14 protein-coding genes and 1 pseudogene are annotated in these 13,612 nt (G+C 66.3%); 10 read left to right on the top strand and 5 right to left on the bottom strand.

Annotated features, from left to right (window positions below):
* Positions 1–30: 30 nt before the first annotated feature.
* The 4 genes from KALB_RS25720 (at position 31) to KALB_RS25735 (ending at position 3,874) form a co-directional block, all read left to right on the top strand.
* Positions 31–306 (top strand): hypothetical protein, encoded by a 276-nt coding sequence (locus tag KALB_RS25720; protein WP_025358585.1) that lies wholly within the window; start codon positions 31–33, stop codon positions 304–306.
* A 271-nt stretch (positions 307–577) separates the two neighbouring features.
* On the top strand, positions 578–1,714 hold the full coding sequence (locus KALB_RS25725) for a hypothetical protein (protein WP_025358586.1): 1,137 nt from the start codon (positions 578–580) through the stop codon (positions 1,712–1,714).
* Between the two features lie 26 nt (positions 1,715–1,740).
* Positions 1,741–1,941 carry a hypothetical protein gene (locus KALB_RS25730; RefSeq protein ID WP_148309639.1) on the top strand — a complete coding sequence of 67 codons (201 nt, stop codon included), beginning with the start codon at positions 1,741–1,743 and terminating at the stop codon, positions 1,939–1,941.
* Positions 1,942–1,969: 28 nt separating this feature from the next.
* Positions 1,970–3,874 (top strand): DNA/RNA helicase domain-containing protein, encoded by a 1,905-nt coding sequence (locus tag KALB_RS25735; RefSeq protein ID WP_025358588.1) that lies wholly within the window; start codon positions 1,970–1,972, stop codon positions 3,872–3,874.
* 221 nt (positions 3,875–4,095) lie between these two features.
* Here the strand turns inward: KALB_RS25735 and KALB_RS25740 are convergent, their stop codons facing one another.
* The 3 genes from KALB_RS25740 to KALB_RS48625 form a co-directional block, all read right to left on the bottom strand.
* A complete protein-coding gene (locus KALB_RS25740; RefSeq protein ID WP_025358589.1) occupies positions 4,096–4,302 on the bottom strand; it encodes a hypothetical protein in 207 nt (68 codons plus the stop codon).
* Between the two features lie 381 nt (positions 4,303–4,683).
* Complete coding sequence (locus KALB_RS49365; protein ID WP_476703246.1) at positions 4,684–5,409, bottom strand: restriction endonuclease; 726 nt, start codon at positions 5,407–5,409, stop codon at positions 4,684–4,686.
* Entirely contained in the window at positions 5,331–5,858 is a 528-nt protein-coding gene (locus KALB_RS48625) for a hypothetical protein (protein WP_201771807.1), read from the bottom strand. Before KALB_RS48625 ends, KALB_RS49365 begins: the two co-directional genes overlap by 79 nt.
* Positions 5,859–6,328: 470 nt before the next feature.
* Here KALB_RS48625 and KALB_RS25750 point away from each other — a divergent pair, with 470 nt between their 5' ends.
* Both KALB_RS25750 and KALB_RS25755 read left to right on the top strand, forming a co-directional pair.
* On the top strand, positions 6,329–7,006 hold the full coding sequence (locus tag KALB_RS25750; protein ID WP_025358590.1) for a hypothetical protein: 678 nt from the start codon (positions 6,329–6,331) through the stop codon (positions 7,004–7,006).
* Entirely contained in the window at positions 7,003–8,286 is a 1,284-nt protein-coding gene (locus tag KALB_RS25755; RefSeq protein ID WP_081789499.1) for a 7-cyano-7-deazaguanine synthase, read from the top strand. The genes KALB_RS25750 and KALB_RS25755 overlap by 4 nt, the downstream gene beginning before the upstream one ends.
* A gap of 66 nt (positions 8,287–8,352) precedes the next feature.
* Here the strand turns inward: KALB_RS25755 and KALB_RS25760 are convergent, their stop codons facing one another.
* Together KALB_RS25760 and KALB_RS50385 are read right to left on the bottom strand one after the other, a co-directional pair.
* The gene (locus KALB_RS25760) at positions 8,353–9,081 is read right to left on the bottom strand and encodes an HNH endonuclease (protein ID WP_236650013.1); all 729 of its coding nucleotides are present in this window, start codon (positions 9,079–9,081) and stop codon (positions 8,353–8,355) included.
* 96 nt (positions 9,082–9,177) lie between these two features.
* Positions 9,178–9,386 (bottom strand): annotated as a pseudogene (locus tag KALB_RS50385) (ScoMcrA-related endonuclease); the annotation flags it as partial.
* A 195-nt stretch (positions 9,387–9,581) separates the two neighbouring features.
* On the opposite strand from KALB_RS50385, the gene KALB_RS25765 reads away from it, so the two are divergent.
* The 4 genes from KALB_RS25765 to KALB_RS25775 all read left to right on the top strand — a co-directional run bounded on the left by KALB_RS25765 (position 9,582) and on the right by KALB_RS25775 (position 13,611).
* Positions 9,582–11,480, top strand: coding sequence for a DUF2075 domain-containing protein (locus tag KALB_RS25765; RefSeq protein ID WP_030110611.1), 1,899 nt, complete (start codon positions 9,582–9,584; stop codon positions 11,478–11,480).
* A gap of 173 nt (positions 11,481–11,653) precedes the next feature.
* Positions 11,654–11,851 carry a hypothetical protein gene (locus KALB_RS46860; protein WP_148309641.1) on the top strand — a complete coding sequence of 66 codons (198 nt, stop codon included), beginning with the start codon at positions 11,654–11,656 and terminating at the stop codon, positions 11,849–11,851.
* 409 nt (positions 11,852–12,260) lie between these two features.
* A complete protein-coding gene (locus tag KALB_RS25770; RefSeq protein WP_025358592.1) occupies positions 12,261–12,788 on the top strand; it encodes an RNA polymerase sigma factor in 528 nt (175 codons plus the stop codon).
* Positions 12,789–13,026: 238 nt separating this feature from the next.
* Positions 13,027–13,611, top strand: a complete 585-nt coding sequence (locus tag KALB_RS25775) for a sigma-70 family RNA polymerase sigma factor (protein ID WP_030110613.1) — start codon at positions 13,027–13,029, stop codon at positions 13,609–13,611.
* Position 13,612: the final 1 nt, after the last annotated feature.

Raw genomic sequence — 13,612 nt, forward strand, 5'->3', positions numbered from 1 at the left:
TACGAGCGTTTCCTCGGCAGGGAACTGCGCGTGCTGACCGCCGTGCTGCCCTCCGGCGAACGCCTCGTCTACGACGCCTTCGACGAGCGGGAACAGCTGCTCATCGAGGCCAAGTCGTCCAACAGCAGGGCCGACGTCCGTATGGCGATCGGCCAGTCCCTGGACTACCAGCTGCACATCAAGCCCAACGCGCAGTTGTCTGTGCTGTTGCCAGGTAAGCCATCCGAGACCATCATCGAGGTCCTGCACGCCCAAGGCATGGGGCTGATCTACGGGGACGGCACGGCGTTCCACGGCCCCGAGTAGCAGGACTCCGCTCACCTGGTCGAGTGAGATCAACACGGCTGGCTACCGCAGCCGAGGGTCGACTGGGTAGGGTCCGGCTCGGCGGTAGCGGCCGCCACGAGGCTCCTCCTCAGCCCGGATGGAGTGAGTGCCTTCTCAGCGTGCCACTGGGTGCGTACCGCAAGTTCACGGCGACGCGTCGAGCGAGGAACACCTCCACGATCCCAGCGGCGGCGGCCGGGCGTCGCACGCGGAGGACCTCATGCCCGGACCACGGCACAGTTCCCGGTCAGTGCGCCTCGATCAGCGCATCTCCTGTACGGCGGAGCCGATCAACATCGCGCGCAGGCAGCTACTCGCCGAGGGCGGTCCGCTCATGCCGGATGCCACCGGTCGCCAGGCGGAGTTGGAAGCGGCACTACTCCCCGCCGTGACCCTGACGAGAACCGACTACGCCCGCCCCATCGTCCTGCAGACACGCCCCAGCAACCGGGCACTGTCACTGGAGATAGTCGAGGACGCGGTCGAGAGCTTGCTCGCCGCGTGGCTGCCCGCGCGGGGAGAGCACCACTTCGGCGGGGTACCCGGTCTTCGGCCACGCCCGGGCCGGGATCACCTCGACCTGCACGTACTCGACGCCAAAGGGCAGGTGGCCGGGCTGGTTCGCCTGCTCGGTGTGTCCCGGCGGCGGTGGCGCGCAGCCGCGAGCCAGCTCGTCAATGACGAGGACTGCACGCCGGTGTGGTTGCTCCACCAGCACGAGTTCACCGAGACCGAGCAGCGCGTCCTGTTCCACCTTCGTCGTACGGCTAAGCCGATCCAGCTCATGAGCGCCGTGCTGCGCCGGTTGGCCTTGTGGCGAGACGCGATGTGGATCGAGACCTCAGCATGGGGGAAGTCGCTGTGGGTGTGCTGGGGTGCGGAGCCACAGGCCACGGTTCTCACCGAGCTGCTGCATGACAAAGCGTGCCGCATCCCGGGAGCGTTCGTCACACCTGAACGACTACCGGGTCAGGCTCACGGCATCGTGTTCTCCCTCCTTGACAACGCCGCCTGTACCCCGCCGTTCGCAAGCAGGACCACCAGTGCTCAGCAGGATGAGGAGGACTTGGAGCGCCGTCGGTTCCTTGCGTGTGCCGCCGCCATCTTCGCGAACTCGGTGCCGCTCAGCGAGCTGTGGCTTGCCACCCCGCGCCTGTCGAACAAACTCGGTCACTTCGCGCTACGCCAAGCCGAGGCAGCCATCGGCCATGCGCGCGCCCTGGCCGCGCATGGGCGCGCCGACATGGCCCGAGGTGCCGCAGCCGTTGAGCTCCACAGGCTGCGCGACCTCCCCACGATGGTGCCGACTCCCGAACTGGCGGTGCAGGCGCAGCAGGTGCTTTCAGAACTCACCACCCTGAGTCAGCACTACTCCGTCATCCAGTGACCGAGGGCGAGCGGAGGAACCGACTGGTGTGGGCTTTCCTGTTTGGCGGCACGGCCGCGCTTCTGACGCTGCTGATCGGGTTCTCCGGATTCGTCGCCGTGTGGGTCGCGGACCCGAGGAAGCGGGCGGACGCGTACCGGGTACTCAAACTGGTGCTCACCGCGGTCACCGGTGCCGGTGGGGTCACCGCGGTCATTGTGAGGCTGCACGAGGCTGGTGTGCTCTGATGTCAGACCGGTCTGGTAGCACTAGACCATGCAGGTCTACGGGGGAACAGTTCGTAACGCAGCCCAGCAGCTGGAGCAGGCCCGCACGCGCGGGGAGTTCGTGGCGAACTGTGCGAGACGCTTCCACCACCTTCACGGCAAACCGGTCGGCGAGGCGGAACGGACGAGCTGGCTCAAGAGCTGGCCCGAGCTGGCCAGCGCGCTGATGACCGCGGGCTTGGGTGAGTTGTGGCTCGGGCTGGAGTACCAGTTGCACGGCAGTGGTGAACGGGTCGACGCTCTGTTGCTCGGAGCTGACCCCGAGGACCGCCTGGTCGCCGTCGTAGTGGAGCTCAAGCAGTGGAGCGCCTGCGAGTTCTTCCCTCACGACCCACTGCAGCTGGTTGCCTATGGCCGCGAGTGCCTGCACCCCAGTGTCCAGGCGGCTGGGTACGTCGACTACCTCGACAAATGGGTACGCCGAGCCGAACTCGAGATGCTGGTGCGGGGCGTTGCCCTGCTGCACAACGCCCCGCCCGCGCTGGTGAACCAGCTGCGCGCGGCGCTGAGCTCAGTGCCCACGAGCGGCCACATCCCGATTGTGGGCGCCGAGGAACTGCGCACCTCACAACCGCTAGCGTTGCGGGAACTCATGGGCTGCGGCGACCTGGCCACGCCGAGTCCCGAGCAGGTGCAGCGGTTCCTCGCCGCCCGTCACGCAGCACCGATGTCACTGTTCGACGAGCTCAACGCGCTGCTCAAGGGAACACCACGGTTCACCGTGATCGGCGAGCAGCAGCGGGCCTACCGGGCCCTGATGCGGGCGTTCGACCTCGCCTGGCAGGACAGGACCCGGCACTTCATCGGCGTGACCGGCGGTCCTGGCACCGGCAAGACCGTCATCGCGATGCGTCTACTCGCAGCGCTCCCCCGCCGTGCTCGACAGCTGGACGTCCAGTGCGAGGCAAAGTACCTGACCCCGTCGGGCACGCTGCGTTGGCAGCTTGAGCGTGCCGCTGGAGGCGGTGTGACCAAAGGCCTGTTCGCGAACGTGGACAACTACGCAGACAGTCCGCTGCAGGGTCCGGAGGTCATCGTGGTCGACGAGGCACAGCGCGTGCAGGACGCCGAGGTCACGATCGCGAAGCTGCTGCGGAAGTCCAACACCGGGGTGTTCTTCCTCGACGAGCGGCAGATCATCCGTCCGAACGAGGGGCTCACCATCGCGCAGCTGGAGAAGCTGGCGGAGGACTCGAAGGCCCTGTTCACTCACATCGACCTGGACAGCCAGTTCCGATGTGGAGGATCACAGCGCTACCAGAACTGGCTGAACGACCTGCTGTCCCTGCACCCTGTCACCCATCCATGGGACAGCGAGGACTATGACGTATCGGCCGCACCGAGTCCCGTGCACCTGCAGGCCTGGATCGACCAGCACACTGCCGGTGGCAAGGTGGACCGGATCGCCGCGGGGTTCTGCTGGCCGTGGAACCACAAGCGTCCTGAACAAAGCCCGCTGCTGGACGAGGTCACCATCCCCTGGACCGACCCCGTCACCGGCCAGCACAACACCTGGGCTCGGCCGTGGAACGCGCCGCACGCGCTGAAAGACAAGAACGGCAATCCAATCGCGCCAAAAAGCCCGGGCTGGGCGACCGACCCCGGCGGGCACAACCAGATCGGCTGTATCTACACCAGCCAGGGCCTGGAGTACCCCTACAGCGGGGTCATCATCGGCCCGGATCTAGTCTGGCGCGGCGAGCGGTGGCATGCCGATCCCCGCCGCAGCAAGGACCGCGCGATGAAGAAGCTCTCCGCAGAGCAGTACCTGCCGTTGGCACTGAACATCTACCGTGTGCTGCTCAGTCGCGGCAGTGCCGGTTGCCGGGTGTACTCCACCGACCCCGAGACCCAGACGTTGCTTACCCGGTTGCTGCCGGCAGCAACCGGGTAAGCACCAGTCTCACCCGACAAGCAACGCGCGTGCGTCGAGGGTGCGTAGCAGCCTGCTCAGGTGTGAGGGGTACCAACGAGCACCCCCTCCAGGAGTGACGACCCCCTCCGCGTTAAGCAGCGCGCAGATGTCGACGTAGCGCGTGCCCTGCTGACGCAGCTGCACGACACGGCTGAGCACGTGGTCGGGGCAGCGCCGCGGACGACCTCGCCTGCGCGCGCTCATCGCGATCGCCTGCCGAACACGGCCAGCAGGTCACGGAGCACAGCGTAGGCGCTGTCCCGGTCCGCCTTGCGGCGGTGGAACAAAGCGACAGCCAGGGTGACGACGACACAGCCGAAGTACAACCCGACGAGCGCAGCAGCGAACGCGGCGATCCACGAAGTGGTATCACCGACCGCAAGCATCGACTTGATGAGGTCGAGCACGAAGGACTCCCCTGGATCAGGTGGGGAGCCGTCGCGCTACAGCTCAGACACCCCGCAACGGTTTACGTTTCACGGGGAGTCCGCCTGCGGAGTGGTGGCCAGCGTCCGCCAAGCACCGCGAGGTGATCGTCGTAAACAGCCTCGTGCTACGGCGAAGCGAACCAGGCAGTACGTACGCTTGTGGCGTGCCAATCTCGAGTTCGACCTGGGACGGCTCAGAGGGGATCGAGAGCGTCGAGAGCCACGACTGCAGCACGGCACCGCCGCCTGGTGATTCGTGGCTCGTCATCATGCGGGCGATCATACTCTGCACCGGTGTCGTTTCCGCTAATTCTGTTGCATCACGCCAGGTCAGGAGCTAGTCGAGCTGCTCGAGGCTGGTCAGTTGGGGTAGCGGGCCGCCAGGTGCTGGCGCATGGCGGCGGCGGTGGTGACACCGCTTGCAGCGAGCACCTCGACGATGTCGCGGGCGCAGACCAGCGCAACCGGATGCTGGTCCTCACGTACTTCCTTGTACACCTGGGCGTTGAAGTACGAGGTCGTCACGAATACGCCGAACTGGCGGTAGCGCAGTCGCGAGATCAACCTGCTCATCTCACGCACCCAGACCGAGTTCGTCGGCCCGTAGCACTTGGCCTCGAGGGCGAACTCCACGGCGAGCCGATCAGCCAGTGGCCCGAGCAGGTAGGCGCCCACTGCATCACGGCCTCCATCGCGGCTCGCCCGGGTGACGGTCACCTCGCCGGTTGACGGAGCCATCAGCTTCCACAGGTCGACCGCGAAGTGCTCGAACCGCACGGGGTCCTGCTCGAAGTGGCTGTGGATCTCGGCGATGATCTGGTGGCCGACCGGGGTGTCGGGCAACTGCGCGGCTTTGGACCGAATGTCGATCCGCTGGCTGACCAGCGGCGTGTGCACACCGGTCTGAACCCACCTGAGCCACGCGGACGGGCACTCCTCGGTGAGGATCTTGCCGTTCAGGACGCTGTCCAGCCAGGTCCGCGGCACCTCGGCAGTGTCCTGGAGGGTCAGGATGGCACGGTAGTTCTGAAAGCGGCTGTCGTCGGCGACCCTCCAGATCGCCACCAGGTCTTCGCCAGCGGGCACGCTCGGTGCACCCGGTCCGCCAGGCCGCGGAAGACCACGTCCCGGTACTGCCCCGCCTTGGCGAAGACCAGTACCGGCGGAACACGTTCCCGGTCGGCCGCAGAGCCGTGAGCTCGGTCGAAGATCCGGCGCAAGACCTCGTTGCCCTGCCGGGGCGTGTCGTGCAGCAGGCGTCCGGGGGTCTTGTTGTCACCGAAGTAGGTCACCGTGCCGGTGGACAGGTCGATCCGGTCAGGCCAGTAAGGGTCTTGGCCGGTGGTGTAGAGAACGATGACGCGCACGGCGTCGTCCCGGACTGATCCCTGGTAGCGGAAGCCCCCCTGGTTTCCGACTCCGAGCAGGCCGTGCAAGGCGTCATCACTGCTGTTACCGGCCCTTCCGCTCTGGTAGACCTGGTCGATGCACAGGTCAGCGGTGCCGAGCTGGTCGAACGGGACTGGTGCGCTCACGGTGATCATTCTGCCCGCGCAGCGAAGGGCGGGCTGCCACCAGGATCCCGCCACGTTGGACGTTCCTGGATGTTGCAGGGTCGCCAACAGCAACCGACCTGGCCGTCACTCGTTTCGTCTTCATTCGAATGGACAAGTGAATGCAACACAGTGCAACGTCGGGCTCATGCATTCGAGCGACATTAGTTGATCATTGTGCTCCTACCAGGCGTAGCCGCTCGACGTGATTGAAACGAGCGCGCGAGTGTCCTTAGCTGTTCTTTCGGGGTGTTGCTGGACCTGGGGGAGGCAGCATGGGCACGTCACGCAGGTGGCCTGGACCATCGGGAGGTGCTTGGACCGCCGTTCACCGGGGACTGACCCGGTCCCTGACCGCGTTGGACCAGCGCCCAGGCGGTGTTCAGGCGACAGCGCGTCAAGCTGAGGCTCGCGGGGGCAGCGGTTCCATCGGTGCCCATGAGGCCTCGCCCGTGCTCATCACTGGGTTGGCGCCCGAGGAGGTAGAGCGTCTGGGGCAGGCGTATCTCACCGCACTGGCCGACGACCTGAGCGCCGACCCGGATCGTTTCGGCCTTCGGCACTCCCTCGAGCGTGCCGGACATGCACTGGTCGACCTGTTGGAAGCGATCAACCGGCATGGACCTGCATTCATGGCCCCTCTGGTCGGCGACACCGCTGAGGAGCGCCGTGACGCGTTCGTCGCCCACTTCACCAACCACGTCACGGACTCAGTCGGACTCACTGTCGATGCCGTCGTGCGGCAGGTAGCTGCTGACACCGCGCAGACCCTGCTCGATCAGAGCCCGCGGCTGCGCTCCGCGGTGGAGTCAGGTGTCAACAGCGGCGCGGTCATTGACAACGACGTCTTCTGCGCAATCTACAACTTCTTCTTCGCCGACGCCGTCACGACATTCCTCCGGTCCGTGATCGCCGCGAAGATCACCTTGCTGGTGCCTGTGCTGCCCGCTGTGGATCCCGCGGGCCACATCGCCGGCTGGATCGCCGACAAGCTCACCGCGGTCGTCCCCACCCCGTGTCAGCGACAGGGCACCACCACGAACGGTTCCTCGCTGGCCGACCTGGGACGGAGCATGGTCAAGGAAGCTGTCGAGCGCGTGCTGGGCCTCCCTGCCGGCGGCCAGTCATGAGCAACCAGCGTTCCTACCGCTATGCCTTCACCGCGACCGGGAAGTACCCGGCCACCGGCAACTGGCGTCGTGTCGGAGAAGCGGACTTCCGCAGTTCGCTGCAGCGTGTCCGTCACGCCGTCCTGCCTGCAGCAGCAACACCGGAGTGGGCCGATGACCTCCTGCGGATCGCACGCGCCGTCTACCTAGTGGACAAGCTGTCACCCCGGCCTCACGAGCGAGATCCCTGGACTCGGGAGCTGTGCCTGTGGGTGCAGGTTACCGACCCCGACAGGTGGCTCGGTGAACCGCTAGACCGGTTGAACACGCTGCTCCGTGTGCTGACCTCGGACGTGTGGGACGTCGCTGTCGCCGGCGGCGCACTGCCAATTGACGAGCAGCAGCGCCTGGGCGAGTACGGGACCGCCAGCGAGGTTGCCCTGTTCTCTGGAGGCTTGGACTCCACTGCCTATGCTGCCCAGCAGGCCTGTACACCTGGAGGGCCGCTGTTGTTGCTCGGGTACGACATGGCCGATGCGCAGCTACCACAGCGGAGCCTCTACTCGGCGATCACAGAACTCGACGCCAGGCAGCGGCCGGTCAATTACTGCGGGGTAGCTGCCACTCTGGCGAAAAAGGGCAGGAAGCTGGAACCCAGCACCCGCTCGCGGGGATTTCTGTTCGCCACCACCGCGGTCTACGCTGCAGCGGCCCACGGAGTCGCGCAGGCGATGGTCCCGGAGAACGGGCAGCTCGCCATCAATCCGCCGTTGACGCCGGCGCGTCTGGCAGCCTGTTCCACGCGCTCGGTGCACCCGTGGATCTTGCAGCAGCTCAACGAGCTGATCACTGCGGTCCACGGCTCAGTGACCGTCTACAACCCGTTTCTGTACCGGACCAAGGGCGAAGTGTGCACTGCCGCCCACGCCAACGGGCTCTCGCACGCCGACCTGGCACGCACCGTCAGCTGCGGCAGCTATTCCATCCACCGGCAAATCGGCAACTGCGGCTACTGCTACCCCTGCCTCATCCGCCGTTCAGGGCTGCACGCCGCCCTTGGCACCGACCCGACCGACTACGAACACGACCTGCACCACCTGTCAACGCTCAAGACCGCACAGCACTTGCTGGACCTCCATCAGTGGCTCTCACACGAGTTCACCGCACATGACCTGATCGCGGACATGCCGCTGCCCGCCGGGACAAGCATGTACGAGCTACTGGCCATGCTCCAGCGCGGCAGGGCCGAGATTGGCAGCATGCTCACCGCGAGCAGCCCGTGGGGGGGCATCTGCGACTGACGCACCGACAGGATGAATTCCAGCCGTAGGCGAGCACGCGCAGTTGTCGAAAATGGTTGCACGCTGCTACGTGGTGCTGGTGGCGCACGCGGGCGCGTCGTCAACGGATACTGCACACGCGTCGATGAGCTCGCGGAGCTCATTCGGGGTCAGCCAGCGCCGTCCGCGGTGGATCATGCGATGGCAGTTCGCGCAGAGTATCACCAGGTCCCGCAGCCGGGTCGTGGTGCTGCCGGAGACGTGCAGTGGCGTGACGTGGTGGACCTCGGCGTAGCCTGCTCCCCTCTCACCGTAGGTGTGTGCGAAGTCGAACTCGCAGACCTCGCACGCCAGCCGCTGCTGCTCGGCGAGCACAGCATCGATCTTCCTCTTCCGCAGCGCTGGATTACGTTCCCTGGCAAAGTAGCGACGCTCCAGCAGCCCGCCCTCGAACGCTTCAGGGTCGCCCTCCACCTTGCTGGTATTCGCCGATGCCGTAGTGAACTCGCCGACAATGATACCCACACGCAGGGCCAGCGCGTTGGCGTGCATCTGGTCGGGGTCGCGCAGGAAGGCGTAGAGCACCTCGCGATTGAGCTTGTTGCCGTTGGTCGGCTTGCCCTCATACCCCGGGTGTTGGGTTGCGATGTCGGCGGTCTTTCGACCCACGCCATTGGGGTTGCGGAACTTCTCACCGCGCGCGGATAGCGGGTGCACCGGTAGCTGCTGCAGCAGCGCGGACAGTTCGACCACGCGCGGATCAGTGGCGGTCAATGCTCGCCACTGATTGCTGGCGACCAGGTCGCAGGCCAGCACCAGTTCGTCCCACGTCCATGCCGGCTCACGTACCAGGCGGATGGTGAACCCCAGCGCCTCCAGCCGCCCTGCGGCCCCCTGCTTGCCGCCAGAGAACTCGCTGGCCAGCAGTGGCTGGCGGCCAGGCAGATAGCCGTGCGCCGCACCCGCGATCGCCTTGGAATCGTACTCCCGCTCCTCATGGATCAGCAGGTACGAGCGAGCTCCCCGAAGCCGTAGCGATCCAGGAACGCCTGTCGACCCACCTGATCGTGCTCAGCGAGGGCAGCGAGCACGGCCTCAATGGTGATCTCTGCGAGTGCCACTCCCGCAGGCTAGCTGCCACCACTGACACTCAGCGCCGCCTCGCTCGCCGCGACCGGGCAGAGCAGCACAGTCACCAGGGCACGAACTCCATCGCACGACCGTTGATCATGTGCTAGCGTCCCGGCTTGTCCTGCAGTACGCCTGGCTCTCCTCGCCCGCGAGGGGCAGCCACCCACCTGTACGGAGTTGGTGTCATGTCATTGTTGCGCACTTCCGCGCACGCCGTGCTCCAGATGAGCCAGTCCGGCACCCTGGTCGAGCGCCTGGCCACCCAGTTCTTCCACACCCACGGGCACAAGCCGAGCCCCAGCGAGAAGAGGTCCTGGGAGGCCAGCCTGCCGATACTGGCCCACGACCTGGTTGATGCCGGCCTCGGCCAGGTCGAAGCCCTGATCGAATACCCGCTCCCCCTGTCGAGCCTGCGCGCCGACGTGGTGCTGTCCGGGATCCACCCGGTCACCGGCCTGCCCTCCTACGTCGTCGTCGAACTCAAGCAGTGGGGCACGGCGACCACGCTCGATGACGCCCCTGACCTGTGCACCACCCCCAGCTACGGCAAGCGTGCGCTGCTACACCCACTCGCGCAGGTCCGTCGCTACCGCGAGTACCTCACCGACTTCACTCGCGTGATTCACGACCGCCCCGACGCCGTCACCGGCATCGCCTACCTGCACAACGCCTCCGACAACGACGTCGCCACCCTGTTCGACCTGCCCGATGACGCGTGGAGCAGGTTGTTCACCCAGACTAGCCGCGGCGAGCTGATCAGCTACCTCAAGACCCTGCTCAGCCCCACTAACGAGGCTCGTGTCGCTGACACGCTGGTCAAGAGCCCGGTCGCGCCGAGCAAGCCGCTGATGGCGATGGCCGCCGAGGCGATCACCCAGCAGCAGACCTACGTGCTGCTCGACGAGCAGGAGGTCGCCTACCGGCTCGTGGAACGGGCCGTGCGCCGGGCTCAGCAGCGCGATCACAAGGAAGTCATCGTGATTACCGGCGGGCCGGGCTCGGGCAAGAGCGTGATCGCGCTCTGCCTGCAGGGCGAGCTTTACCGGCTCTACCGGGACACGACCACCACCTTGCACGCGACCGGGTCGAAGGCGTTCACCACCACCCTGCGCAAGATCGCCGGCAAGGGCAACACGCGGGTGCAGAAGCTGTTCCAGTACTTCAACAGCTTCAGCCAAGCCGAGCACAACGGCCTGACTGTTCTGATCTGCGACGAGGCCCACCGCATTCGCGAGACCTCCAACAACCGCTACACCCCCGCGGCCAAGCGCAGCGACAAGCCCCAGGTCGCCGAGCTGATCGACGCCGCTCGGGTCCCGGTGTTCCTGCTGGATGAGCACCAGGTCGTGCGGCCCGGCGAGATGGGCACTGTCGCCCAGATCGAGGCCGCCGCCAAGGCCAAGGGCCTCACGGTGAGCCTAATCAAGCTCGACGGCCAGTTCCGGTGCGGCGGCAGCCGCAAGTACGAGCAGTGGGTCCGCCGCCTGCTCGGCCTGACGGACGAGACCGTCGACGAGACGGGCGAGACCGAACAGGAGCCTGTCGTGTGGGACGGTGACGACCGGTTCACCCTCCAGGTCGCCGACAGCCCCGCCCAGATGGAGAAGCTACTCGCCGACCAGGCCGACAAGGGCTACACCGCGCGGATCACCGCCGGGTTCTGCTGGCCCTGGAGCGATTCCAGCCCCGACAAGGGGCTGCCCGAGGACGTGGTGATCGGCGACTGGCGCAAGCCGTGGAACGTCAAGGGCGACCGCGGCGTCAACGGGGCCCCGCCCTCGCAGATGTGGGCCACCGACCCCGCCGGGTTCGGCCAGGTCGGCTGCATCTACACCGCCCAGGGCTTCGAGTACGACCACAACGGCGTCATCTTCGGCCCCGACCTGGTCTGGCGCACCGACCGCTGGGTGGCCAACCCCAAGGCCAGCAAGGACTCCGTCGTCGCCCGCGCCAAGCCCGAGGACTACGAGAAGCTGATCCGCCACACCTACAAGGTCCTGCTCACCCGCGGCATGATCGGCACCATCCTCTACTCCACCGACTCCGAAACCCAGGCCAAGCTGCACAGCCTCGTCAAGGCCTGACCAACCACCAGCACCACCCCATCGTCATACGGCCCTCCCGGCTTCCGCGCACCGTCGCGGGCACGCCGTCACCTGTATGGAGACAATCAGTGACTTCGTCCTCGCGCGCCGCCACCGACCCCTCGTCCCACTGGGATTACGCCGCCACGACTGGGCAGAGGTGAGCGCGAACCATGATCGAGTGGGTTCTTCCTGGTATCGCTGCCTGCGTCACTGCTTGCGTCGCGTATAGCACGGTCGTTACTTCTTCGGCTGGATGCCCGAAGAAGCGTGCTTCCGCCTACAAGGTGCTCGCCCTGTTCATGAACACGTTGACCTGCAAGCCGATCTGCGCACTGCTGGAGAAGCTGTTCCGGTCAGGGGGCTCCTGAGAGTACGCGGATGAGCCAGGGTAGAAGGCCCGGGCTCATCGGAGTGCACAGAACTTCGCCGACGCGTTGCACGCCAAGCGCGTCTCACTGAACAACTGGGTATGGCTGAAGTACCCGACCGTCTATCGCGCCGAGGCGGCAAATCGTTACACCCGGCGCCCCACCCACGCACGCACAGTTCGGTGATCCTGGTGAACGCCGTGGTCGCCGGACTCGGCGGCTTGTACGTGACCACCCAGTCCGCCCTGCTCACGATCGTCGCCGCGACGCTCGTCGCAGTCTTGGGGGTGTGCAGTGCAGCCAGTCACCGAGGCTAGGACGGACTCGCAATGTCCGTTGGTCGTGCGACATTGCCTCCCGAGCACCGACGACAGGGCTAGCGTCGAACTCGGCACCGAGAGGAGGACGCATGTCGACCTCACCGCGGGTGTGGACAGACTTCGATGAGTTCTTCCGAACCGAGTTCCTCTGCGTCGTCGGGTTCGTCGTGAAGGCTGGTGTGGGCAGGGATGAGGCACGTGACGCAGCACAGGAGGCGATGGCCGATGCGTTCCGGTTGTGGTCGGGACTGACCAACCCGAGTGCCTGGGTCCGCCGCGCGGCTTACGGCCACGCGATGCGCCACTACTCCCGTGACCAAGAAGGCTACCGGCGGGCACTCGCCGGAGGGTGGGCAGCGCCTCAGACCGTGACAGACCCGTGGGCGGCGATACACGAAGGCCCGGCCGTAGCGGTCCTTCTTGCGAAACTGCCCGTACGCCAGCGCATGGTGATGGCATGGCATCTCGACGGGTTCGATGTCGCGGAGATTGCCGAGCAGTTGCACATCAGACCAGCGACGGTTCGCTCGACCCTGCGCCACGCGCGGACACGCCTCCAGAAGCTACTTGACAATCCGGCGCAGCAGCTCGAGGGAGGTGAGAATGGTGGCCGTTAACATCGACAACGACCTGGATCGCCGTCTGCAGGAAGCCGATCAAGCGTTGTTGACGCAGCTCGCAGCGACCATCGATGTCGAAGCAGCCCTGCAGCAGGTCAAGGCAGTCGCCGAGGAGCGGATGATGGCTGCTCCACGGTCGAAGGCCATCTGGGGTCGAGTTGACAGCGTGGCTGTGGCTGTCGGAGGCGGCTGGTGGTCAGCCGACGTGCCCCGGCAACCTGAGGAACCGCAGCGAGTGCTCCCCACTTACGGCCCTCGCGATGAGGAGTTCCAGCGGGTCGTCGAGGCCGCCATCGGCGGGGACACCGGTGCGAGGGATCGAGTTCTGGCTTCGATCCGCCCCATCGTCATGCGGTACTGCCGGGCCAGGATCGGCCGGTTGGACAAGTCCTTCACCTCGGCGGACGACGTGGTCCAGGAGGTCTGCCTGTCGGTCTGCGAGGCGCTGCCCAGCTACCGCGACCAGGGGCAGCCGTTCCTGGCCTTCGTTTATGGGATCGCGCAGCACAAGGTGGCCGATGCCCACCGGGCGGCGGCGCGCAACCGGTCGCTACCGGTCTCGGAGGTGCCCGACCGGCCGGAGATCGGCGCCGGGCCGGAGCAGCGCATCCTGCAGGCCGAACTGAAGGACAGCATGGGCAAGCTACTCAGCGTGCTCTCGGACAAGCAGCGCGAGATCGTGGTGCTGCGCGTAGTCGTCGGGCTTTCCGCCGAGGAGACCGCCGACGTCATCGGCTGTACTCCGGGAACCGTCCGAGTCGCCCAGCACCGGGCGTTGAACAGGCTGCGCAAGATGCTGGGCTCTGGCAGGGAACTGTAGT

Source organism: Kutzneria viridogrisea DSM 43870, from assembly GCF_000525635.1.
Classification (GTDB): domain Bacteria; phylum Actinomycetota; class Actinomycetes; order Mycobacteriales; family Pseudonocardiaceae; genus Kutzneria; species Kutzneria viridogrisea.